Annotated in this window: 14 protein-coding genes; 9 read left to right on the top strand and 5 right to left on the bottom strand. The window is 65.5% G+C overall.

All coding sequences use genetic code 11. The annotated features are described in order from the left end of the window. Positions 1-2: 2 nt before the first annotated feature. The 3 genes from JKP78_RS23030 to gnd all read right to left on the bottom strand — a co-directional run bounded on the left by JKP78_RS23030 (position 3) and on the right by gnd (position 4,367). Positions 3-1,799: a glycoside hydrolase family 15 protein gene (locus tag JKP78_RS23030; protein WP_200627740.1), complete on the bottom strand. Its 1,797-nt coding sequence runs from the start codon at positions 1,797-1,799 to the stop codon at positions 3-5. Positions 1,800-1,881: 82 nt separating this feature from the next. Continuing rightward, positions 1,882-3,387 (bottom strand): glucose-6-phosphate dehydrogenase, encoded by a 1,506-nt coding sequence (gene zwf, locus JKP78_RS23025; RefSeq protein ID WP_200627739.1) that lies wholly within the window; start codon positions 3,385-3,387, stop codon positions 1,882-1,884. Then, on the bottom strand, positions 3,384-4,367 hold the full coding sequence (gnd, locus tag JKP78_RS23020) for a phosphogluconate dehydrogenase (NAD(+)-dependent, decarboxylating) (protein ID WP_200627738.1): 984 nt from the start codon (positions 4,365-4,367) through the stop codon (positions 3,384-3,386). The genes zwf and gnd overlap by 4 nt, the downstream gene beginning before the upstream one ends. A gap of 203 nt (positions 4,368-4,570) precedes the next feature. Between gnd and JKP78_RS23015 the strand changes: the two genes are divergently transcribed. The 9 genes from JKP78_RS23015 to JKP78_RS22975 all read left to right on the top strand — a co-directional run bounded on the left by JKP78_RS23015 (position 4,571) and on the right by JKP78_RS22975 (position 18,429). Beyond that, the gene (locus JKP78_RS23015; protein ID WP_186686946.1) at positions 4,571-4,738 is read left to right on the top strand and encodes a DUF6026 family protein; all 168 of its coding nucleotides are present in this window, start codon (positions 4,571-4,573) and stop codon (positions 4,736-4,738) included. Positions 4,739-5,292: 554 nt separating this feature from the next. Further along, a complete protein-coding gene (gene glgA, locus JKP78_RS23010; RefSeq protein WP_200627737.1) occupies positions 5,293-6,855 on the top strand; it encodes a glycogen synthase GlgA in 1,563 nt (520 codons plus the stop codon). Positions 6,856-6,869: 14 nt separating this feature from the next. Further along, positions 6,870-8,612, top strand: a complete 1,743-nt coding sequence (treZ, locus tag JKP78_RS23005; RefSeq protein ID WP_200627736.1) for a malto-oligosyltrehalose trehalohydrolase — start codon at positions 6,870-6,872, stop codon at positions 8,610-8,612. Beyond that, positions 8,609-10,678 (top strand): 4-alpha-glucanotransferase, encoded by a 2,070-nt coding sequence (gene malQ / locus JKP78_RS23000; RefSeq protein WP_200627734.1) that lies wholly within the window; start codon positions 8,609-8,611, stop codon positions 10,676-10,678. Before treZ ends, malQ begins: the two co-directional genes overlap by 4 nt. Beyond that, complete coding sequence (locus tag JKP78_RS22995; protein WP_200627732.1) at positions 10,675-13,449, top strand: malto-oligosyltrehalose synthase; 2,775 nt, start codon at positions 10,675-10,677, stop codon at positions 13,447-13,449. Before malQ ends, JKP78_RS22995 begins: the two co-directional genes overlap by 4 nt. Positions 13,450-13,463: 14 nt before the next feature. Continuing rightward, entirely contained in the window at positions 13,464-13,760 is a 297-nt protein-coding gene (locus JKP78_RS22990) for a DUF2934 domain-containing protein (protein ID WP_170030637.1), read from the top strand. Between the two features lie 150 nt (positions 13,761-13,910). Next, complete coding sequence (gene glgX, locus JKP78_RS22985; protein ID WP_186686941.1) at positions 13,911-16,064, top strand: glycogen debranching protein GlgX; 2,154 nt, start codon at positions 13,911-13,913, stop codon at positions 16,062-16,064. A gap of 177 nt (positions 16,065-16,241) precedes the next feature. Continuing rightward, positions 16,242-17,036, top strand: coding sequence for an endonuclease/exonuclease/phosphatase family protein (locus JKP78_RS22980; protein ID WP_186686939.1), 795 nt, complete (start codon positions 16,242-16,244; stop codon positions 17,034-17,036). A 316-nt stretch (positions 17,037-17,352) separates the two neighbouring features. Continuing rightward, the gene (locus JKP78_RS22975; RefSeq protein ID WP_200627730.1) at positions 17,353-18,429 is read left to right on the top strand and encodes an autotransporter domain-containing protein; all 1,077 of its coding nucleotides are present in this window, start codon (positions 17,353-17,355) and stop codon (positions 18,427-18,429) included. A 108-nt stretch (positions 18,430-18,537) separates the two neighbouring features. On the opposite strand, the gene glgB is transcribed toward JKP78_RS22975, so the two are convergent. Next, a complete protein-coding gene (glgB, locus tag JKP78_RS22970) occupies positions 18,538-20,748 on the bottom strand; it encodes a 1,4-alpha-glucan branching protein GlgB (protein WP_200627728.1) in 2,211 nt (736 codons plus the stop codon). Continuing rightward, a complete protein-coding gene (treS, locus tag JKP78_RS22965) occupies positions 20,745-24,065 on the bottom strand; it encodes a maltose alpha-D-glucosyltransferase (protein WP_200627727.1) in 3,321 nt (1,106 codons plus the stop codon). The genes glgB and treS overlap by 4 nt, the downstream gene beginning before the upstream one ends. Between the last annotated feature and the right edge of the window lie 71 nt (positions 24,066-24,136).

The raw sequence follows: 24,136 nt of genomic DNA, 5'->3' as shown, positions 1-24,136 counted from the left end.
GTTCAACGCCGGGTCGCCCGGTCCCGTACCGGGCACTGGGCCCGGTGCAGGTTCAGCGCGGTATTGATGATGCCGATATGGCTGAATGCCTGCGGAAAGTTGCCGAGCATGCGCTGGCCAACCGGGTCGTACTGCTCGGCCAAAAGGCCGAGGTCGTTGCACAGGCCGGTCAGGCGTTGATACAGGGTCTGGGCCTCGGCCTGGCGGCCCAGCAGCACATACACATCGGCCAGCCAGAACGAACACACCAGGAAGGTGCCCTCGCCGGGCGTGAGGCCATCGCTGCAGCTGTCGCTGTCGTAGCGCAGCAGCAGGCCATGCTTCAGCAGGCGCTGTTCGATCTGCTCCAGGGTGCGCAAGAAGCGCGGGTCATCCACCGGCAGGAAACCGGTCAGGGCGATCTGCAACAAGCTGGCGTCCATTTCGCTCGAGCCATAGGCCTGGACAAAGAACTGGCCGCTGGCGTCCAGGCCCTGCTCGCACACTTCGCGGCGAATCTGCTCAGCCACCTGGCGATAATGCTGGCCACGCTCGCGGCCTTCTTCGGTGGTGTCGGCCAGCCCCGCGGCACGGTCGAAGGCCACCCAGGCCATGACCTTGGAATGCACGAACTGCTGGCGGCCACCGCGCACTTCCCAGATGCCTTCGTCCGGCTCGCGCCAGATGCGTTCAAGGTAAGGCAGGATCAGCCGGGCGATGGCGGCGCTGCGTGGGTGGCGCGGCAAGCCGCCCTTGATTGCCTGGGCCATGGCATCGGCGAGTTCACCGTAGATGTCGAGCTGCGTCTGCGTCGACGCCGCATTGCCCACGCGCACCGGCTGCGAGTGCTCGTAGCCGGCCAGCCACGGCAGGGTGTATTCCTGCAGGTCGCGCTCACCGGCCAGGCCATACATGATCTGCATCTGTTCGGGGTTGCCGGCCACCGAGCGCAGCAGCCATTCACGCCAGGCCTGGGCTTCGTCGAAGTAGCCCAGGTTCATGAACGCCAGCAGGGTCATGGTGGCGTCGCGCAGCCAGCAGAAGCGGTAGTCCCAGTTGCGTTCGTGGCCGATGCGCTCGGGCAGCGAGCTGGTGACCGCCGCGACGATGCCGCCGGTGGGGGCGTAGGTCATCGCTTTGAGGGTCAGCAGCGAGCGGCGCACCAGGGCACTGTAGGGGCCTACCTCGGGGCAGCGTGCCGCGAACGCCTGCCACTGGTCGATGGTGTTTTTCAGGGCATCGTCGATGTCGCAGTCCGGTTGCACCGGCAGGTGCGATGGCTGGTGACGCAGGCTGAACACCTGCCGCTGGCCCGCGCCGACCCGGAAACGGGCCACGGTGTGGTGGTCACGCGCTTGCGGCGCCACCGTCGCCTCCAGGATCAGGCGATCAGGCCCGGCCACGGCGCTGAGCGTGAGCGGTGCCACACGCTCCACCCAGGGTACGCTGCGGCCATAGTCGAAGCGCACCACCAGGTCCATCTCGAAGTTGGTTTCACCCGTCAGGCCTTCGACGATGCGCACCACCGAGTTGACCTCGCCCAGTGGCATGAAGTCGAGCACGCGGGCGCGGCCGGTGGCAGTGGCCCAGGTGGTCTCCAGCACCAGGGTGTCGTCCAGGTAACGACGGTTGCTGTGCTCTACCGGGTCGCTGGGGGCCAGGCGCCAACGGCCATTTTCTTCGTTGCCCAGCAAGGCGGCGAACACTGCCGGGGCGTCGAAGCGTGGCAGGCACAGCCAGTCGAGCGAACCATCGCGGCTGACCAGGGCGGCGCTGCGGCAGTTGCCCAGCAAGGCGTAGTCTTCGATGTGGGCAGGCATTGCGGCTCCTTCGTGTGGTTGCCTGTGTCAGCCTCTGTGCGGGCTCGCCTGCGAAGAGGCCGGCACAGGCCATACAGAAAACTCACCCCAACCGGTGCCACTCGCGTTTGTCCCGCGCCAGCAATTCATTGCCGGCCTCGGGCCCGTCTTCACCGGCCGGGTACTCATGCACCTCGCCGCCCTGGGCCCAGGCGTCAAGGAACGGCTGCACCGCCCGCCAGCCGTTCTCGATGTTGTCGGCGCGCTGGAACAGCGTCTGGTCACCGGTCAGGCAGTCATAGATCAACGTCTCGTAGCCGGTCGCCGGGGTCATCTTGAAGAAGTCCTTGTAGGCAAAGCCCAGTTCCACGTTCTCCATCACCAGCTCCGGCCCGGGGCGCTTGGCCTGCAGGTCGAACCACATGCCTTCGTTGGGCTGGATCTGGATTTTCAGGTAATTGGGCTTGGGCCGCTCCAGCTCCGACTCGCGGAATTGCGCATACGGCGCGGGCTTGAAGCAGATGGCGATTTCGGTGTCGCGCACGCTCATGCGCTTGCCGGTGCGCAAGTAGAACGGCACGCCGGCCCAGCGCCAGTTGTCGATCATCACCTTCAGCGCCACGTAGGTTTCGGTGTGGCTGTCGGGGGCGACGTTGGCCTCCTGGCGGTAACCGGGCAACTGCTTGCGCCCGTGCTTGCCGGCGCGGTACTGGCCGCGGACGGAATGCTTGAGGGCCATCTTCGGCGACCACGGGCGAATCGCGCCGATCACCTTGGCCTTCTCGCTGCGCACGGCATCGGCGGCGAATGCCGCCGGGGGCTCCATGGCCACCATCGCCAGCAACTGGAACAGGTGGTTGGGCACCATGTCGCGCAGCGCCCCGGTGCTGTCATAAAAAGCACCGCGGGTCTCGACACCGACGGTTTCCGCGGCGGTGATCTGCACATGGTCGATGTAGTGGTTGTTCCAGAACGACTCGAACAGGCCGTTGGACAAACGGCTGACCAGAATGTTCTGCACCGTCTCCTTGCCCAGGTAATGGTCGATGCGGTAGATCTGCCGCTCGCCCATCACTTTCAGCAGGCAGGCATTGAGCGCTTCGGCGCTGGCCAGGTCAGTACCGAAGGGTTTTTCCACCACCACGCGGCGAAAGCCCCCGGCGGATTCGTCGAGCAAGCCGGCCTGCCCCAGGCGCAAGGCGACCTCCGGGAAGAACCGCGGCGAAGTCGCCAGGTAGAAGATGGCGTTGCCATGGCTGGTCTTGTCGATGCGCCTGGCGAGGGCCTGGTAGGTGGCCGGGTCGAGGAAGTCACCGGTCTGGTAGTCCAGGCGCTTGGCCAAGCGCGCCCACAGTTTCTCGTCCAGGCCTTTGGCGCTGCCCTCGCCGCCTTTATCACGCTCGACCATGAACGCATGCAGGCGCTCGGCGAATTCATCGGCAGTTGCCGGGTTGTGGTCGACGCCGACAATGCGCAGGTTGCGGTCCAGCAGGCCGTCGCGGCTGAGGTTGTACAGCGCCGGCATCAGCAGGCGCTTGACCAGGTCGCCATTGGCGCCGAACAGGAACAGGGTGCAGGGTGGAGCGGCAGGAATGTGCTGTCTGGTCATTCGCCTTTCTTCTCGATATGGCCACCGAAGCCCAGGCGCATGGCCGAGAGGATCTTGTCACCGTAGGTGCCCTGCTGCTGGCGCGAGCGGAAACGCGCGAACAGGGCACTGGACAACACCGGCACCGGCACTGCCTGCTCGACGGCGGCATCGATGGTCCAGCGGCCTTCACCGCTGTCGGACACCGAGCCACTGAACTGCGCCAGCTGAGGGTCGGCCACCAAGGCATCGGCGGTCAGGTCGAGCAACCACGAGGTGACCACGCTGCCACGCCGCCACACTTCGGCGATTTCGGCCACGTCCAGGTCAAAGCGCTGGTCTTCGGGCAGTTCGTTGCCGCCCTTGCTGCGCAGCAGGTCGAAGCCTTCGGCATAGGCCTGCATCAGGCCGTATTCGATGCCGTTGTGCACCATTTTCACGTAGTGCCCGGCACCCGGCGGGCCGGCATGGATGTAGCCATGCTCGGCGCGCTGGTGCTCGCCGCTGCGGCCATGGGTACGCGGGATGTCACCTACGCCCGGGGCCAGCGCCTTGAACAGCGGTTCCAGGCGCTCGAACACGGCCTTTTCGCCACCGATCATCATGCAGTAGCCACGCTCCAGGCCCCACACACCGCCGGAGGTGCCCACGTCCAGGTAATGCAGCCCGCGCCTGGCCAGCTCGCCCGCCCGGCGCATATCGTCCTTGTAGAAGGTATTGCCGCCGTCGATGATCGCATCGCCCGGCTCCAGCAGCTCGGCCAGCTGCGCGATGGTCTGCTCGGTGGGCTCGCCGGCCGGCAGCATCACCCATACCGCGCGCGGTGCCTTGAGCTTCTGCACCAGCGCCCCGAGGTCGTGCGCCCCTTGGGCACCCTCGCCCTCCAGAGTGCTGATGGCTTCACGGCTGCGGTCGTGCACCACGGTACGGTGGCCGGCGCGCATCAGGCGCCTTGCGATATTGCCGCCCATGCGGCCCAGCCCGATGATTCCCAGTTGCATGAGCCGATGCTCCCCTTGCGAATTGAATGACAACACAGTGCAGCCTTCAGGTTAGTCCAGCGAACCGCTCGTGGGTTCAGCGACGAACGGCGCGACCACGATAAACAAAAAAGTTCCCAAGGCCTGCAAAAGAATTCAGAATGCGCCCCGCGTGAAGCGTCTACGCTTTAACTTGTCACCAGCCAAAACCGCGAGGTGTGCTCATGGGTACCTTGATGCCTGCTACTCCAACCCAGACCCTCTATGTCTCCGTGCGCCGTGATGAGCTGCGTAAACTGAAGGAAGAACGTGACCAGCTGCGTCAGCAGGTCGCCCAACTGAACCTGCTGCTGGCACAGGCACGCACCGACGATTCAGCTGTCAGCCTCTGATTCTTCCATCCTCCGTGGGGGCTTGAGGGCTCCCACCTGCTGATCCTTCCCCTGCCCCATTCCTTCAAGCCTGCGAAAATAGCAGTGCGGCCCAGGCACCATCATGGTGCACAAACCCGTCCTGGCGACAATATGGCGCAGCCGTAACGCCGCGCGCCGGCCGGTGGCTCACATTTGCTCACGGACGCCAACGTTTGCGTCTATTTCGGCGCATGCGCTTAGTGACCAGCGGGTCACCTTTTCCCCTTTTTCTCTCCTACACTCGGGTTTCGGCCCGCCATTTGCTCATCGGAAGAGTGACGAAAAAAAGTCGAACTTTCAGGAAAGCCGGCAGGTCAGGAACTAAGTAGGCCAAACGCAAGGGACATTCCCTGGCTCGGCCCACCCATCCCAACCAGTCCAATCGCTTTTGGCGGGAATGCCGATCGCGCTGTGCCTGCGCGCACGACTCAGGGGCATGGAAGCACTACGCAGCATTCAGCATCAGAGAGAACCAACACGAGATATCGCCACGGGTGCCAGCACCCGACCAAAGCATAGGGACGGAGAGAAGTATGATCAGTGCCGCTGTCGAGCCTCACGTAGCTACCTTAACCTCGGACAATCGCGAATCGGTCACCCCGGATTTCGCCACGACAGGCAAGGCACCCGGCGCCCAGCGCCGCCAGCACAACCCCAACAAGCGCAAGATCCTGTTCGTCACCTCGGAGATCGCCGACCTGGTGAAGACCGGCGGCCTGGGCGACGTTTCTGCCGCCCTGCCGCGGGCGCTGGGGCATCTGCATGACGTACGGGTGCTGATTCCGGGCTACCCGCAAGTGGTGGAGAGCGACAACCCCATCCACATCGTCGGCGAACTGAGCGGCCATGCTGCCCTGCCGCCGTGCAAGATCGGCCGCATGGACCTGCCCGACGGGCTGGTCATCTATGTGCTGATCTGCCCCGAGCTGTACCAGCGCGCTGGCACCCCCTATGCTGCCGACAACGGCCGCGACTGGCCGGACAACCACATCCGCTTCGCCCGCCTGGGCCTGGCCGCGGCGGAAATCGCCGCTGGCGAGGGCATGATCCACTGGAAGCCCGAACTGGTGCACGCCCACGACTGGCCTGCCGGGCTGGCGCCTGCCTACATGCACTGGCGCGGCCTGAACACCCCGACCCTGTTCACCATCCACAACCTGGCCTACCAGGGTGTGTACAGCCGCGGCTGCAGCCCGGAACTGGCGATCCCCGACCACGCCATGCAGCAGGAAGGCATGGAGTTCTACGGCAAGCTGTCGTTCCTCAAGGCCGGCCTTGCCTACTCCAGCCACATCACCACGGTCAGCGCCACCTACGCCCAGGAAATCACCACCCCGGAATTCGGCTGCGGCCTGGATGGCTTCCTCGCCAGCAAGGCCCAGCAAGGCCTGCTGGGCGGTATCCCCAACGGCATCGACGAAAGCTGGGACTCGGCCACCGACAAGCACCTGCAGCACAACTTCAGCATCAATGACTGGGAAGGCAAGGCACGCAATACCCGCGAGGTGCGCGAGCTGTTCCAGCTGCAGCCGTCCGAGGGGCCGCTGTTCGCCGTGGTGTCGCGCCTGGTCTACCAGAAGGGCCTGGACCTGACCCTGGGCGTGGCCGACTACATCGTCGAACAAGGTGGCCAGATCGCGATCATCGGCCGCGGCGAACCGGAAGAAGAACAGGCCATGCGCGAACTGGCGCTGCGCCACCCCGGGCGCATCGGTGTGCGCATCGGCTTCAACGAAACCGATGCACGACGCATGTTCGCCGGCAGCGACTTCCTGCTGATGCCATCGCGCTACGAGCCCTGCGGCCTCAGCCAGATGTATGCACAGCGCTTCGGCTCGCTGCCGGTGGCGCGCAACACCGGCGGGCTGGCCGACACCATCGAGAACGGTGTCACCGGTTTCCTGTTCGATGAATCGACCGTGGAAAGCTACCGCGAAGCGCTTGCCCGCGCCTTCTATGTGTACCAGAAGAAAGACCTGCTCAACGCCATGCGCTGCCTGTCGATGACCCAGCCGTTCAACTGGTGCCAGGCCGTGGAACCCTATGCCCGCCTGTATGAGGATCTGGTCCGGCAGGCCCACCTGGCCTACTACTGAAAGAGGGCTCGAAGATGCACAGGCATGGCGCACACTTGCTGGACGCCACGTCGGCGCGCTTCGCCCTCTGGGCACCCGATGCGCGCAGCGTGAGTGTGGAACTGGAGCAGCAGCCGGCGATAGAGCTGCTGCCCGAAGAAGATGGCTGGTACACGGGAGTGGCCCCGGCCCGGGCAGGCGACAACTACCACTACCGGATCGACGGGCAGCTGCAAGTGGCCGACCCAGCGTCCCGCTACCAGCCCGACGGTGTCCACGGCCCAAGCCAGCTGGTGGATATCGCCGCCTATCCTTGGCAGCACCACTGGCAAGGCCGACCCTGGCACGAAGCCGTGATCCAGGAACTGCACGTGGGTGTGCTGGGTGGCTACCAAGGCGTGGCCAGCCTGCTGCCCCGCCTGGCCGCCACCGGCATCACCGCCATCGAACTGATGCCGATAGGCCAGTTCCCCGGGGCACGCAACTGGGGCTATGACGGTGTGTTGCCGTTTGCCGCCCAGCATTCCTACGGCACCCCGCAGCAACTGTGCCAGCTGATCGACCAGGCACACGGCCATGGCCTGATGGTGATGCTCGACGTGGTCTACAACCACTTCGGCCCGGACGGTAATTTCCTGCACCAGTACGCCAGCCCGTTCTTTCGCGAAGACCGCCAGACGCCCTGGGGCGCGGCCATCGACTTCCGGCGCCCGCAGGTGCGCGAGTACTTCATCCAGAACGCCCTGATGTGGCTGTGCGAGTACCGCTTCGACGGCCTGCGCCTGGATGCGGTGCATGCCATCGACCAGCCGGATTTCCTCGTCGAGCTGGCGCAACGGGTGCGCGCCGCGGTCGAACCCGGCCGCCAGGTATGGCTGGTACTGGAAAACGAACACAACCAGGCCTTCCTGCTGGAACAAGGCTTCGACGCGCAGTGGAACGACGACGGCCACAACGCCCTGCACGTGCTGCTGACCGGCGAAACCGAAGGCTACTACGAAGACTACAAGCACCAGCCGATCGACAAGCTGGCCCGCTGCCTGGGCGAAGGTTTCGTGTTCCAGGGCGAAGCCAATCGCCACGGCCAGCCCAGGGGCGAGCCGAGTGGCCACCTCGCCCCCAGCGCTTTCGTGCTGTTCTTGCAGAACCATGACCAGATCGGCAACCGGGCACTGGGCGAACGCCTGAGCGTGCTGTGCCCACCTGCGGCGTTACGGGCGGCGACCGCCTTGCTGTTGCTGAGCCCGATGATCCCGCTGCTGTTCATGGGCGACGATGACGGCAGCCGTGCGCCCTTCCTGTTCTTCACTGATTTCCACGACGAACTGGCCGACGCCGTACGTGAAGGCCGGCGCGGCGAATTCGCGCACTTTCCGGCCTTTGCCGAACCGGAACAGCGCGCCCGGATTCCCGACCCGAACGCCTTGCAGACCTTCGAGCGCTCGCGGCCGGACAGGCACGACGTGCTCGCCGGCTGGCATGGGCTCTATCAGCAGTTGCTGACAATTCGCCGCCAGCAGTTGCTGCCACGCCTGCCCGGCACGCGTGCGCTGGGTGCCAAGGTGCTCGGTGCCAAGGCGCTGAGTGCCAGCTGGCGCCTGGGTGATGGCAGCACCTTGCGCATCGACCTGAACCTGGCCGGCCAACCCCAGCCCGTCGCGCTGCCGCAAGCCGGGCTACGGTTGTTCGACAGCAGCGCCGACGCCCACCCGGACGCCACCCTTTCGCCCTACAGCTGCGTGGTCAGCCTGCTGCCACCCAGCCCGGAGACGCCATGAGCGAACCTTTGCTACACCAGCTGGCACGGCAGGCTGGGCTGGCCCGCGACTGGGTCGATGCCAACAACCGCCCCCAGCAAGTCAGTGACGATGTACTGCGCCGGGTACTGGAAGCCCTTGGCCATGGCTGCGCAGACGATGCCCAGGTACGTGACAGCCTGGCCAGCCTCGCGCAAAGCGATGATGCCGAGCATATGCCACCCCTGCTGACCGCGGATGTGGGCCAGGCGCTGGCGCTCGACCGCTACTTCGCCGGCGGCAGCCCGGTGCGCTGCAACCTGGAGGACGGGGCCCAGCTGCAATTGCAGCTGGATGCCCAGGGCCGGCTGCCTGGCCAGCTGCCACCGGGTTACCACCAACTACTGATCGAAGGCCATGCCTTCACCCTGGCCGTGGCACCGGCCGCCTGCGTGGCGCTGCATGAGCGGGTCAGCCAACCGCCAGCGCGCTGCTGGGGCATCTCGGTGCAGCTATACAGCCTGCGTCGCCCTGGCGATGGTGGCTATGGCGACTGCATGGCCCTTGAACAACTGGCCCGCAGCGCTGCCGAACGCGGTGCCGATGCCCTGGCCATCAGCCCGATCCACGCTCTTTCGGCCTTCGACCAGCACCATTACAGCCCCTACTCCCCCTCCAGCCGGCTGCTGCTCAACAGCCTGTACGCCAGCCCGGCGGCGATCCTTGGCGAGCGTGCCGTGCGCCAGGCAGTGGAAGCGTGCGGCCTGGAACAGGCGCTGGAAGCGCTGGAACAGGAGCCGCTGGTGGACTGGCCGCGCGCAGCCGAAGCCCGTCGCCGGCTGTTGCAAGCGCTGTACCAGGACTTCAGCCAAGGCGATCACCCGCAGCGAAGCGACTTCGAGAGTTTCCGCGAGGCCGCCGGCGAAGCGCTGGAACACCATTGCCGCTTTGAAGTGCTGCAGGCCGAAGCCGTCGATCAGGGCCTCGGCGCCGACTGGCGCAACTGGCCAGAGGCCTGGCGCGACCCCTACCATGCCGAAGTGCAGAGTTTTGCCGCCAGCTACCCGGCGCGCATCGAGTTCCACGCGTTCTGCCAATGGCTGACCGAGCGCAGCCTGCAACGCGCCCAGGAAGCCGCGCGCGGCAATGGCATGGCGGTCGGCCTGATTGCCGACCTGGCGGTGGGGGCTGACGGCGCCGGCAGCCAGGCCTGGAGCCGCCAGGACGAGCTGCTGGCCAACCTCACCGTGGGTGCGCCACCGGACATCCTCAACCGTTCCGGCCAGGACTGGGGCATCTGCGGCTTCTCTCCGGAAGGCCTGAAACGCAACGGCTACCGCGCCTTCATCGAAATGCTGCGGGCCAACCTGGCGCATGCCGGCGGGCTGCGGATCGACCATGTGATGGGCTTGCGCCGGTTATGGGTGATCCCGCGTGGCTCCAAGCCCAGCGAAGGGGCCTACCTCGAATACCCGCTGGACGACCTGCTGCGCCTGCTGGCGCTGGAGTCGATGCGCCACGGCGCGGTCATCCTCGGCGAAGACCTCGGCACCGTACCCGCAGGGCTGCGCGAAGCCTTGGCCAGGCGCAACGTGCTGGGCATGCGTGTGCTGCCGTTCGAGCAGCCCTCGCCCGGCAACTTCACGCCGATTCTGGACTGGCCGGACAACGCGCTGGCCACCACCGGCACCCACGACCTGGCCCCCCTGGCCGGTTGGCTGGAAAACCGCGATATCGACTGGAGCCACCGCCTGCAACTGATCGATGCCGCTACCGAACTGCATTGGCGCCATGACCGGCAGAAAGAACACGCCGGCCTGCGGCGCACGCTGGAATCCAATTATGGCCTGCTTGAGGACAACGACGCCGTGATCGACGCCGCCATTCGCTATGTCGGCCACACCCGCGCCCCGCTGGTGCTGGTCCCCCTCGAAGACCTGCTGGGCTGCGACGAGCAACCCAACCTGCCCGGTACCACCGAAGGCCACCCCAACTGGCGCCGGCGCTTTGCCCGGCCAGTGCGTGAGCTGCTCGACGATGAGGATGCCGCCCGGCGTATCGAGCTGCTGGCCCAGGCCCGCGAGCAAGCCTGGGAGCGTGACCGATGAAAGCCCTGAGCGCGACCCTGCGCCTGCAATTTCACAGTGACTTCACCCTCGACCACGCCGTGCCGCTGGTGCCGTACTTCGCCCAGCTGGGCATCAGCCACCTGTATGCCTCGCCCATCCTCAAGGCCCGCGCCGGTTCGCGCCATGGCTACGACGTGGTCGACCCGACCCAGGTCAACCCGGAACTGGGCGGCGAGGCAGCCCTGGTGCGGCTGGTCGCAGCCCTGCGCCAGCACGGCATGGGGCTGATCCTCGACACGGTGTCCAACCACATGGCTGTCGGCGGTGCCGACAACCCGTGGTGGCAAAGCCTGCTGGCCTGGGGCCGGCGCAGCCCGTATGCTCAGTTCTTCGACATCCAGTGGCATTCCAGCGACCCATTGCTGGCCGGGCAGTTGCTGCTGCCATTCCTCGGCAGCGACTACGGCGTGGCCTTGAAGCAGGGTGAAATACCGCTGCAATTCGACGCGCAGCAAGGCGTGCTGCACATCGCCCATTACCAGCACCGGTTCCCGATCTGCCCAGCCGATTACGGCTGGATTCTGGCCTTGAGCCCGGACCCGGCGCTGAAGGCCCTGGCCGAACATTTCACCGCCCTCAACGCATCGCCCGACCCGCTGGCCGACGCCCTACCCTTGCACGCCGAGCTGGCCCGCCTGGTAGGCGAAGGCGCTGACCTGCAAGCGGCCCTGCTGGCCTTCGACAGCCGCAGCGAGGCTGGCTTCAGGCGCCTGCACTTGCTGCTGGAGCGCCAGACCTACCGCCTGGCCAGCTGGCGCACCGCTGCCGACGACATCAACTGGCGGCGCTTTTTCGACATCAACGAACTCGGCGGCCTGCGCGTCGAACGCGCAGTGGTGTTCGAGGCCACCCATGCCAAGCTCTTCGAGCTGATCGAGCGCGGCCTGGTGGATGGCCTGCGCATCGACCATATCGACGGCCTGGCCGACCCGCGTGGCTACTGCCGCAAACTGCGCCGGCGGGTCGATGGCTTGCTGGCGCGACGCCCGCTGCACGCGGCACTGGAACACTTCCCGATCTACGTGGAAAAGATCCTCGGTGCCGACGAGCACCTGCACCGCGACTGGCTGACCGACGGCACCACCGGCTACGAGTTCATGAACCAGGTGTCGCTGCTGCAGCACGACCCTGCGGGCGAGGCCGCGCTGAGCGAGCTGTGGGCCAGCGTCACAGAGCGCCCTGCCTTCGCCGAAGAAGTGCGCCAGGCCCGTCACCTGGTGCTCAATGCCAGCCTGGCCGGGGACTGCGAGTCGGTAGCCCAGGCGCTGTTGCAGGTAGCACGCAACGACCTGATGACCCGCGACCTGACCTTGGGCGCGATCCGCCGTGCCTTGCAAGCGCTGGTGGCGCATTACCCGGTGTACCGCACCTACTTCAATGCCTGCGGCCGCCCGGCGCAAGACGAAGCGTTCTTCCAGCAGGCGCTGGCCAACGCCCGGCAGGACCTCAGCGAGGCCGACTGGCCGCTCCTGGAACAACTCGAGCAGTGGCTGGGCGGGCAGGCCTGGCGCAAGCTGCCAGCGGGCTATGCGCGCAAGCAACTACGCCACGCTTGCGTGCGCTTCCAGCAACTGACCGCCCCCAGCGCCGCCAAGGCCGTGGAAGACACGGCCTTCTACCGCAGCGCCCGGCTGCTGTCGCGCAACGACGTCGGTTTCGAGGCCGAGCGTTTCAGCGCCCCACCCGAACACTTCCACAACGAGGCGCAGCGGCGCCTGCGCGACTTCCCTGACAACTTGCTGGCCACCGCCACGCATGACCACAAGCGCGGCGAAGACACCCGCGCGCGCCTGGCAGTGCTGAGCGAGCGCGGCCCGTGGCTGGCCAGCCGGGTGGAACACTGGCGCGAGCTGGCAAGCCCGTTGCGCGTGGCCCTGGACGACGGCCCGGCACCCAGCCCCGGCGATGAGCTGATGCTGTTGCAGACCTTGCTCGGCAGCTGGCCGCTGGACCTCGACCCGCATGATGACAACGGCCTGCGCCAATACGCCGAGCGCATTCGCCAGTGGCAGCAGAAGGCCGTGCGTGAAGCCAAGCTGCGCAGCAGCTGGAGCGCTCCCAACGAGGGTTATGAAACTGCCTGTGCGCGTTATGTCGACGGCCTGCTGCTGGACGGCGAGAACCAGCAGTTGCGCAAGTCGCTGGCTGAAGCCGCCCAGCTACTGGCCTGCCCCGGCGCACTCAATGGCCTGGTACAGGCCCTGCTGCGCATGACCACGCCCGGTGTGCCCGACCTGTACCAGGGCAACGAATACTGGGACTTTAGCCTGGTCGACCCGGACAACCGCCGGGCCGTGGATTATGCCACCCGGCGCAACACCCTGGACGACGCCACGCCGCTGGCCGAATTGCTGGCCCAGTGGCAGGACGGCCGGGTCAAGCAGGCGCTGATTGCCCGCGTGCTCGACTGCCGCCAGGCTAATGCCGAGCTGTTCCGCCGTGGCGCCTACCTGCCCCTGACCGTGCAGGGCCGCCACGCCGACAAGGTGCTGGCGTTCGCCCGCCTGGGCGAAGGCCAACGCGCCGTCATCATCGCGCCACGCCTGGCCAGTAGCCTGCTGGGCGCAGCTACCATACCCCTGATCCCGGCGCAGAACTGGGACGACACCCGGGTAACTTTGCCGTTTGCCTTGTCGCCTGCCAATTCGACTGGACTTTTTGGCGGTGCCGTTGTCAGCCCTGTTAGAGAGTTGATGTTGAGCGCCGTGCTGTCGGAGTTCCCAGTCAACCTGTTGATCGAACATGCCTAGCATTCAGGAGCGTCGTGATGAGTGTCGATGAAAAACGAGTACGCGAATTCGCCTACCAGATCTGGGAATCGGAGGGTAAACCGGAGGGCCAGGAAAGCCGCCATTGGGACATGGCGCGCAAGCTTGCCGAAGCCGAGGCGTTGGCCCCCGAGGCCAAGCCCAAGGCCGCCGGCAAAGCCAAGGTAGCGGCCAAGCCAAAAGCAGCGGCAGCGCCCAAGGCGCCCGCCGAGCCCAAGGTAGCGGCGTTGCCGGGCGTTAAGCCGGCTGCGGCGAAGAAACCACGTGCGGTGAAGAAGCCCACTGCCGGCTGAGCCGCTACCGGCCCTTTCGCGGTAAGCCCGCTGCCACGAGCCTGTACTGGCTAGCGGCTGGGGAGATCCCTGTGGGAGCGGGCGTGCCCGCGAAAGGCCGGCCAGCCATCCATCGTTCCGTTCCCAACACCCGGCCATTCGAGGACCGTCATGAGCCCGCGCACGCCCAAGAAAACCCGCTCCGTTGCTCCCTCGCGCATCCGCGAAGGCCTGCCCTTCCCCCTCGGCGCCACCTGGGACGGCCTGGGCGTCAACTTCGCCCTGTTCTCGGCCAACGCCACCAAGGTCGAGCTGTGCCTGTTCGACCCGACCGGTGAAAAGGAAATCGAACGCATCGAGCTACCGGAATACACCGACGAGATCTATCACGGTTACCTGCCCGACGCGCACCCTGGGCTGATCTACGGCTATCGCGTGCACGGCCCGTACGAGCCGGAGAACGGCCATCGCTTCAACCCCAACAAGCTGCTGATCGACCCTTACGCCAAACAATTGGTCGGCGCGCTGAAGTGGTCCGAAGCGCTGTTCGGCTATACCATCGGCCACCCCGACGGCGACCTGTCGTTCGATGAGCGCGACAGTGCGCCGTTCGTGCCCAAGTGCAAGGTCATCGACCCGGCGTTCACCTGGGGCCGCGATGAGCGCGTGCAGATCCCCTGGGAGCGCACCATCATCTACGAAGCCCACACCAAGGGCATCAGCATGCGCCACCCCGCCGTGCCGGAACACCTGCGCGGCACCTTCGGCGGCCTGGCCAACGACGAGCTGCTCGGGCACATCAAGGAGCTGGGGGTATCCAGCATCGAGCTGCTGCCGATCCATGCCTTCGTCAACGACCAGCACCTGCTGCAGAAAGGCCTGAACAACTACTGGGGCTACAACACCATCGCCTTCTTCGCCCCCCACCCGGCCTACCTGGCCAGTGGCAAGATCGCCGAGTTCAAGGAAATGGTCGCGCACCTGCACGACGCCGGGCTGGAAGTGATTCTCGACGTGGTCTACAACCACACCGCCGAGGGCAACGAACTGGGGCCCACGCTGTCGATGCGCGGTATCGACAATGCCTCGTACTACCGGCTGATGCCCGACCAGAAGCGCTACTACATCAACGACTCCGGCACCGGCAACACGCTGGACCTCAGCCACCCGTGCGTGCTGCAACTGGTCACCGATTCACTGCGCTACTGGGCCGGCGAGATGCATGTGGACGGCTTCCGCTTCGACCTGGCGACCATCCTCGGCCGCTACCATGAAGGCTACAGCGAGCGCCACAGCTTCCTCGTTGCCTGCCGCCAGGACCCACTGCTGCGCCAGGTCAAGCTGATCGCCGAGCCCTGGGACTGCGGCCCGGGCGGCTATCAGGTGGGCAATTTCGCCCCGGGCTGGGCAGAGTGGAACGACCGCTTCCGCGACACCATGCGGGCGTTCTGGAAAGGTGACGAGGGCCAGCTGGCCGACTTTGCCGCGCGCATGACCGCCTCCGGCGACATGTTCAACAACCGCGGCCGACGGCCGTACTCATCGGTAAACTTCATCACCGCCCATGACGGTTTCACCTTGCGCGACCTGGTTTCGTACAACGACAAGCACAACGAGGACAACGACGAGAACAACCAGGACGGCACCGACAACAACCTGTCGTGGAACTGCGGCGTCGAGGGGCCCACCCAGGACCCGGGGATCAATGCCCTGCGCATGCGGCAGATGCGCAATTACTTCGCCACCTTGCTGTTCGCCCAGGGCACGCCGATGATCGTCGCCGGCGACGAGTTCAGCCGTACCCAGCACGGCAACAACAATGCCTACTGCCAGGACAGCGAAATCGGCTGGGTGAACTGGGAGCTGGACGAGGAAGGCCAGGAGTTGCTGAAGTTCGTCAAGCGCCTGACCCGGCTGCGCCTCAGTTACCCGGTATTGCGCCGTTCGCGCTTCCTGGTGGGTGACTACAATGAAGCCATCGGGGTCAAGGACGTGACCTGGCTGGCACCAGACGGCAACGAGATGAGTGTGGAGCAGTGGGAAGACCCGCACGGGCGCTGCCTGGGCATGCTGATCGATGGCCGTGCCCAGGTCAGTGGCATTGCCCGGCCAGGCGCCGAGGCCACCGTGCTGCTGATCGTCAATGCTCACCATGACATCGTGCCGTTCAAACTGCCGAGCGTGCCTGAAGGGGATTACTGGAGCTGCCTGGTCGATACCGACCGGCCGGAACTGCGCAAGGGCCAGCACCTGCAGTTCGACAGCAGCTTCGAGGTCAAGGGGCGGTCGTTGCTGCTGATGGTGTTGCAGCGCGACGAGGAGTGAACCTGTACCGCCGGCATGGGTCCCTTGTGTAGGAGCGGCCTCGTGTCGCGAAAGGGCCGCAGAGCGGCCCCGGCCCGGCTTGGCATGCTGATGGAAACGGGGGCCGCCGGGCGGCCCTTTCGCGACGCAAGGCCGCTTCTACACTGAAGCGTGTAAACCGTTACCTGAGGAGCCACCGTGAACCCCGAAGCCGGCGGTAAAGGTTTCGCCAGCGTCAACCAGGCCCCGGCCGTGAAGCGCCTGCGGGTACTGACGGTGAACACCCACAAGGGCTTCACCGCCTTCAACCGGCGCTTCATCCTGCCGGAGCTGCGCGAGGCGGTGCGCAGCACCCAGGCCGATATCGTGTTCCTCCAGGAAGTGCTCGGCAGCCACGATCGCCACGCGGCACGCTACCCCGGCTGGCCGCAGACGTCGCAGTACGAGTTCCTTGCCGACAGCATGTGGAGCGACTTTGCCTACGGCCGCAACGCGGTCTACCCCGACGGCCACCATGGCAATGCCCTGCTCTCCAAATACCCGATCATCGAACACCGCAACCTCGACGTGTCGATCACCGGCCCCGAACGCCGCGGCCTGCTGCATTGCATTCTCGACGTTCCCGGGCAGCACAACGTGCATGCCATCTGCGTGCACCTGTCGTTGCTGGAAAGCCACCGCCAGAAACAGCTGCTGCTGCTGCGCAGACTGCTTGAATCATTACCCGGCGACGCCCCGGTGATCATCGCCGGTGACTTCAACGACTGGAAATCCCACGGCAACCGCACCCTGGGCCTGCAGCGCGACCTGCACGAGGCCTTCGAGCGCCATCACGGCCACCTCGCCCGCACCTACCCTGCGCGCTTGCCACTGCTGCGCCTGGACCGCATCTACCTGCGCAACGCGGAAAGCCATGGCCCACGTATTCTGGGGCACAAACCTTGGTCGCACCTGTCGGATCACCTGCCCCTGGCAGTGGAAGTCAGGCTTTAGCAATCATTTTTCATAGTGCAGTGACGGCAAATAGCGAACCCGGCTATGCCGCAAACTTTATTCAATAAAATCAAAGCGTTGATCAAGATCACGCGACACCTATGCTTTTTTCACGCTTTCTTGACGCAAGCGGCGGCCTCTCCTTAGCTGATCTTGTCTAACACTGAATATCTCGCGCCGGGCCCTCTAGCTCGCGCCTTCGTGCGCGTCCGCGAAAGCTGGCGTGCTGGTTTGGGTCGCCCACTGTTTTTTCGGTACAGCTCGTGACCTCAGGCCAGGTCCCAGGCTGTACCCCAAAAAACCAAGGAGATCCGCCATGAAAAGCACCTCGAACCCCTCGCGCTTCGACAGCATTTTCTATGCGGTTTCCACGTCGCTGCTTCTGGCAACCCCGGTGGAAACGATCGCGTACGAACTGCAGGATGACCCCACTTCGCCCAGCTTCCTGCAGCAACTCGCGCCACCGCAGCTGTCGCTCGACCCGGTCAGCGCCAGTGGCTTGAGCATCGGTACCCTGAATGCGTTTTCACAAGCAATGAGCGCGCGCCACGGGCAACCCGTACCGGACCTGGACGCCAGCCAGTGGGCGCAGTTCTTCCCCAGCCCCGCGCACAGCGGCGTGCAGCCACCGGCCCGGCTGGAGGCACCCAGCCAGCAGCTGAGCATCGGCCCGGACCTGTTCGTGCGTGAAACGGCAGCCGGCAATGTGCACCGTGCGGGCATCTTCGTGGGGCAGAACAACCCGCAGACCCACTTCAACGGCATGCGCCGGCGGCTGGGCGACAACCAACGCAATGCAGTAAACCTGAGCGGCGAGAGCCTCGGCGTTTACTGGAGCATGACCCATGAACAGGGCTGGCACCTGGATGCCGTGGCCATGGGCTCGCGCATAGACATCAACGGCCGCGGCGAGAATGGCCAGCGCCTGGACGACAGCGGCCACGCCATGACCCTCTCGCTGGAGGGTGGCATCCCGATCGGCCTGGGTGGGGGGTGGGTGATCGAGCCACAGGCGCAGTTGATCAACCAGCAGTTCTTCCCCGGCAACCAGGCCCAGGAAGAGACCTTGCAGGCCTTCGACAGCCAGCCGAGCTGGAGTGGCCGGGTCGGTGCCCGCTTGTCCGGGCGCTACGATGTGCGCGGCATGCCGATCGAGCCCTACGTGCGTACCAACGTGTGGTATGACTTCAGCAATGCCGATGAGGTGAAGCTGGACCAGGTCGACAAGATCTCCAGCTCGCGTTATTCCACCACGGTGGAACTGGGTCTGGGGCTGGTGGCGCGGGTGACGCCGGCGGTGGCGTTGTTTGTCAGTGCCGACTACAGCAGTGACGTGGATGACAATGACCTGAACGGATTGATTGGCAGCCTTGGGGTCAGGATGCGGTGGTAGGCAGATTCGGCCCTTTCGCGGGCACGCCCGCTCCCACAGGGATAGCACCCGGGCCAGAGGCTGGCGCCGTACCTGTGGGAGCGGGCATGCCCGCGAAAAGGCAGAAGATCAGGCCGGCTTCATCACCAGCACACCCAGCGGCGGCAGGTTCAGGGCCAGTGACTGCGGCTGGCCATGGCTGGCTATCTCGTCACTTTCCACCACCCCCAGGTTGCCGACATTCGACCCGGCATACAGCTCGGCATCACTGTTCAGCAGTTCCTGCCAGCGCTCGCCAAACGGCACGCCGATGCGGTAGCCCTCACGCGGCACCGGAGTGAAGTTGGCCACCACCAGCACCGGCTCGCCGCTGCTGCTCCAGCGCAGCCAGGCGTACACGCTGTTCTGGGCATCGTCACCGATCAGCCACTGGAAGCCCTGTGGCTGACAATCCTGCTCATGCAACGCAGGAATATCCCGGTACAGCCGGTTGAGGTCGCTGACCAGGCGCTGCACGCCCCGGTGCTCAGGGTATTGCAGCAGGTACCAGTCCAGTTCGCTGTCGTGGTCCCACTCGCGCCATTGGCCGAACTCGCAGCCCATGAACAGCAGCTTCTTGCCCGGGTGCGCCCACATGAAGGTGAGGTAGGCACGCAGGTTGGCGAACTTCTGCCAGCGGTCGCCAGGCATCTTGTCGATCAGCGAATGCTTGCCGTGGACCACTTCGTCGTGGGAGATGGGCAGGATGAAATGCTCGGAATAGGCATAGATCAGCCCGAAGCTCATCTCGTTGTGGTGGTAGGTGCGGTGCACCGGGTCGTTCTGGATGTAATGCAGGGTGTCGTGCATCCAACCCATGTTCCACTTGTAGGCAAAGCCCAGGCCACCCTGCTGGGTTGGCTGGCTGACACCAGGCCAGGCGGTGGACTCCTCGGCGATGATCAGCGCCCCTGGAGCCTCATGGGCTGCCACACCGTTGAGGTGGCGGATGAAGTCGATGGCTTCCAGGTTCTCGCGCCCGCCATGGCGGTTGGGGACCCACTCGCCAGCCTTGCGCGAATAGTCGCGATACAGCATCGAGGCCACCGCATCGACCCGCAGGCCGTCGATGTGGAAGTGCTTCAGCCAGTGCAGCGCCGAGGCCATCATGAAACCGCGCACTTCGTTGCGGCCGAGGTTGTAGATCAGCGTGTTCCAGTCCTGGTGGTAGCCTTCCAGCGGGTTGTCGTATTCGTACAGGGCGGTGCCGTCGAAACGTGCCAGGCCGTGTTCGTCGGTGGGGAAATGCGCCGGCACCCAGTCGAGCAGGACGCCGATGCCGCCCTGGTGGCAGGCGTCGACGAAGGCGGCGAAGTCCTCGGCGCTGCCGTAGCGCGAGGTAGGCGCGAACAGCGACAGCGGCTGGTAGCCCCAGGACCCACCGAACGGGTGCTCCATGATCGGCAGCAACTCGATGTGGGTGAAGCCCAGCTCCTGCACATAGGGCACCAGGCGCTCGGCCAGTTCGCGCCAGTTGTAGAAGCGCCCGATATCGCCCGCCTCGTCCAGTTCGCAGCGCCACGACCCCGGGTGCAGTTCGTAGATCGACAGCGGTGCACTGTAGGCATGGCGCTGGGCGCGTTGCGCCATCCAGTCGTGATCCTGCCAGGCGTGAGCGAGCGGCCCCGCCACCTTGGACGCGGTACTCGGTGGCAGCTCGGTGGCACGCGCCAGCGGGTCGGCCTTCAGCGGCAGGATGCCGTCCTTGCCCAGCACCTCGTACTTGTAGGTTTCGCCCACGCCCAGGCGCGGCACGAACAGTTCCCACACCCCGGCGCTGTGGCGCAGGCGCATCGGGTGGCGACGGCCGTCCCAGTTGTTGAAGTCGCCCACCACCGAGACCCGGCGTGCATTGGGCGCCCACACCGAGAAGCACACACCGTCGACACCATCGACCTGCGTCGGCTGCGCGCCGAAACGCCCGGACAGGTCGCGGTGGTTACCCTCGGCGAACAGGTACAGGTCCATGTCGCCCAGTTGCGGGCCGAAGCTGTAGGGGTCTTCGGTGATCTGCTCGCCGCCGGCCCAGGCGATCTGCAGCAGGTACGGGTGCGCCTCGTCGAGGTGCGCAGTGAACAAGCCTGGCAGGCTGCCCTGCTCCATTTCGGCCAGGATGCGCCCGTCATGCCGGGCCAGGATGCGCACTTTCAGGGCATTCGGCAGGAAGGCGCGGACCACTTGCCCGCCACTGCCGTCGCCATGGGGGCCGAGTACTGCAAATGGGTCGGCGTGCTCGGCGCGGGCCAGGGCATCGAGGTCCCGTTGCCGAAGGCCGCCGTTTTCACGCGTTGTTACGTTCATTCTGACTCTCCCCAGGTACTGATCAGTCCATGCAGGCCATGCAAAGGCACGGCCAGCCAAGTTGGACGGTTTTCGGCTTCGTATGTGATTTCGTAGGCAGCTTTTTCCAGGCAGAACAGCTCCAGTGCGGCACGTTCGCCTTCGGCCTGCTGCCAGGCATGGGGCATGGCCGCGGTGGCGAGCCCATAGGCTTCGACAAAGGCATGCCGCGACTGGTGCAGGTACTGCCTGGCAACCCGCTGCCGGGCCTGCCGCGCCGGGTCGGAAAGGTCTACCGCAGACGCGCTGCGCAGGATCATGGCAGCAGCATAGTCGAACGATCGCAGCACGCCGCTGACGTCCTTGTACGGGCTGTGTTTCGCCCGCCGCTCCTGTAGCGGCCGGGCCGGCTCGCCTTCGAAATCGATCAGGTAGGCATCGCCCTGCACCACCAGCACCTGGCCCAGGTGCAGGTCGCCGTGCACGCGCATCAGCAGGCCGCCCTGGGCCTGGCGGGTGAGTTCGGCGACGTGTTGGGCCAGGCCGTCGCGCTGTTGCTGCAGGTCGTCGACCAATGCTTGGCTGTCGCTGTCGAGGTGCTCACGGTGCTGCACCAGCAGGTCGAGGGCACGGCTCAGTTCGGCACTGATCTGCGCGCTCCAGCGTTCACTGTCGGCAGCATCGCTCGGCCGCGGCTGGAAGGCCTCGTCGTTGCTCGGCGCAGCCAGCAGCAGGTGCATCTCGCCCAGGCGCTGACCAAGCAAGGCGGCAAAGCCGGTCAGCTCGGCCAGCGCGTCGGTGTGCACCTCGGTGTCGAGGCTGGCTGGTTCCATCTGGTCGCGAATGGCCCGTTCCAGGGTGTTCTGGGTCCAGGCCCAGGCATCGCCCTGGTTGCTCAGGTAGCCCTGGGCGATCATCAGCAGGTGTGGCGCGCCCTGCTCGTCCACGCGGCTGACCCAGGCCAGCAACGGCGAGATATTGGCAAAGCCGGCAGCGGTCAGGTAGGCACTCATTTCCAGCTCCGGGTGCACCCCCGGGTTGACCCGGCGAATCAGCTTGAGCACCACCTGGTCAGCGATCACCACCGAGCTGTTGGACTGCTCGGCACTGAGATAGCGCACGGTGCTTTCCTCGTTCAGGCCCAGCCCGGCCAGCTGTTCCGTGCACTGGAAGTGCAGTTCGCCCTCGCCACGGCCGCAGGGCAGGTGCAGGCCATCCTGGCAGGCCCGCAGCACCGCGCGAATGAACGGTTCGAGGACGAAGGCATCGGTGATCAAGCCGACCTGATGGGCACGCCGCACCCGCGACAGGGCCAGTTGCTGGGGCAGCGCGGTGCTGATCTGTTCTTCTCGCAACAGGCCGAACGGCAGTTGGTAGCGGCTACCCACGCCGTCGCTGAACACTTCGATTTCACTGAGCAGCACCGGCGTGGTGGCCGTGCCGAAGCGCACGCCGTAGCACAGCCGTACCTGGTCGATCGGGCTTTCCTTGCCGGCGAACCAGCGGCGCTTGGGCAGGTACTGCGGCAGGATGGCGCCTTGCAGGGTATCGCTGGAAGGGGCATCGAGCAGCTCTTCCATGCGCTTGCGCAACACTAGCGTGGTCAATTCGGGTAACCCCTCGGTGGGCTGGATGTGCCAGCTGGGCATGCGATCGTGTTCGGCCAGCAGGAACCAGTAGAAGGCATAGGGTGGCAAGGTCAGCAGGAACGGCAGTTGCCCGATCGGCGGGAAGGCGCTGCCACCGAGCATCTCCACCGGTACCTTGCCGGCGTACTGTGACAATTCCAGTTCGGCCGCCTGCGCGGCACGCGAGACGTTGGCCACGCACAGGATGACCTCGGTGTTGCCGTCGGCATCGGTGTATTCGCGGATATAGGCGAGGATGCGCCGGTTGTTCGGCGTCAGCGTGCGCAAGCTGCCTCGGCCAAAGGCCTTTTGCTGCTTGCGCACCGCCAGCATGCGCCGGGTCCAGTTGAGCAGCGAGTGCGGGTCGTTGGCCTGGGCTTCGACGTTGACCGTCTGGTAGCCGTACAGCGGGTCCATGATCGGCGGCAGCACCAGGCGCTGCGGGTCGGCACGGGAGAACCCGCCATTGCGGTCTGGCGACCATTGCATGGGGGTGCGCACACCATCGCGGTCGCCGAGGTAGATGTTGTCGCCCATGCCCAGCTCATCGCCGTAGTACAGCGTGGGCGTGCCGGGCATCGACAGCAGCAGGCTGGTGAGCAGCTCGATACGCCGGCGGTCACGCTGCAACAACGGCGCCAGGCGCCGGCGGATGCCCAGGTTGATGCGCGCGCGGCGGTCTTCGGCGTAATAGTTCCACAGGTAGTCGCGCTCGCGGTCGGTGACCATTTCCAGGGTCAGTTCGTCGTGGTTGCGCAAAAAGATCGCCCACTGGCAATTGGCCGGGATCTCCGGGGTCTGGCGCAGGATGTCGGTGATCGGGAAGCGGTCTTCCATGGCCAGCGCCATGTACATGCGCGGCATCAGCGGGAAGTGGAAGGCCATGTGGCATTCGTCGCCCTCGCCTTCACCGAAGTACGGGCGGGTGTCTTCCGGCCACTGGTTGGCTTCGGCCAGCAGCATGCGGTCCGGGTAGTTGGCGTCGATCTCGGCGCGGATCGCCTTGAGCACGGTGTGGGTTTCGGCGAGGTTCTCGTTGTTGGTGCCGTCACGCTCGATCAGGTAGGGGATGGCGTCCAGGCGCAGGCCATCGACACCCAGGTCGAGCCAGAAGCGCATGACGCCGATCACCGCCTTGAGCACCTGCGGGTTGTCGAAGTTGAGGTCCGGCTGGTGCGAATAGAAGCGGTGCCAGAAGTACTGGCCGGCGACCGGGTCCCAGGTCCAGTTGGACTTCTCGGTGTCGAGGAAGATGATGCGTGTGCCGTCGTACTTCTGGTCGTCATCCGACCATACGTAGAAGTCCCGCGCCTTGCTGCCGCGCTTGGCGTGGCGGGCGCGCTGGAACCAGGGGTGCTGGTCGCTGGTGTGGTTGATGACCAGCTCGGTGATCACCCGCAGGCCGCGCTTGTGCGCCTCGGCGATGAAGCGGCGGGCGTCGGCAAGGTTGCCGTAGTCGGCATGCACGGCTTTGTATTCGGCGATGTCGTAACCATCGTCGCGGCGTGGCGAGGGGTAGAACGGCAGCAGCCACAAGGTATTGACGCCCAGCTCGGCGATGTAGTCGAGCTTGCTGATCAGGCCGGCGAAATCGCCGATGCCGTCGTTGTTCGAATCGAAGAACGACTTGACGTGCAGCTGGTAGATGACGGCGTCCTTGTACCACAGCGGGTCGTCGATGAAGGCTGCCGGGCGGGAACGCTTGGCCATGTGCGACTCCTTTCAATTACAGGTTGCTCTGGCCCCATGCACAAGCAACTGACTTTACACAGGCCCTGTGA

Source organism: Pseudomonas sp. LAM2023, assembly GCF_016620375.1.
In the GTDB taxonomy this organism is placed as follows: domain Bacteria; phylum Pseudomonadota; class Gammaproteobacteria; order Pseudomonadales; family Pseudomonadaceae; genus Aquipseudomonas; species Aquipseudomonas anuradhapurensis.
The sequence above is the reverse complement of the archived record's forward strand: the minus strand, read 5'-3'. Positions and strand labels throughout refer to the sequence as shown.

Bases quoted from the DNA above. Each gene is read 5' to 3' on its own strand.
- JKP78_RS23030 (WP_200627740.1), bottom strand. From the start codon at position 1,799: ATGCCTGCCCACATCGAAGACTACGCCTTGCTGGGCAACTGCCGCAGC.
- zwf (WP_200627739.1), bottom strand. From the start codon at position 3,387: ATGACCAGACAGCACATTCCTGCCGCTCCACCCTGCACCCTGTTCCTG.
- gnd (WP_200627738.1), bottom strand. From the start codon at position 4,367: ATGCAACTGGGAATCATCGGGCTGGGCCGCATGGGCGGCAATATCGCA.
- JKP78_RS23015 (WP_186686946.1), top strand. From the start codon at position 4,571: ATGGGTACCTTGATGCCTGCTACTCCAACCCAGACCCTCTATGTCTCC.
- glgA (WP_200627737.1), top strand. From the start codon at position 5,293: ATGATCAGTGCCGCTGTCGAGCCTCACGTAGCTACCTTAACCTCGGAC.
- treZ (WP_200627736.1), top strand. From the start codon at position 6,870: ATGCACAGGCATGGCGCACACTTGCTGGACGCCACGTCGGCGCGCTTC.
- malQ (WP_200627734.1), top strand. From the start codon at position 8,609: ATGAGCGAACCTTTGCTACACCAGCTGGCACGGCAGGCTGGGCTGGCC.
- JKP78_RS22995 (WP_200627732.1), top strand. From the start codon at position 10,675: ATGAAAGCCCTGAGCGCGACCCTGCGCCTGCAATTTCACAGTGACTTC.
- glgX (WP_186686941.1), top strand. From the start codon at position 13,911: ATGAGCCCGCGCACGCCCAAGAAAACCCGCTCCGTTGCTCCCTCGCGC.
- JKP78_RS22975 (WP_200627730.1), top strand. From the start codon at position 17,353: ATGAAAAGCACCTCGAACCCCTCGCGCTTCGACAGCATTTTCTATGCG.
- glgB (WP_200627728.1), bottom strand. From the start codon at position 20,748: ATGAACGTAACAACGCGTGAAAACGGCGGCCTTCGGCAACGGGACCTC.
- treS (WP_200627727.1), bottom strand. From the start codon at position 24,065: ATGGCCAAGCGTTCCCGCCCGGCAGCCTTCATCGACGACCCGCTGTGG.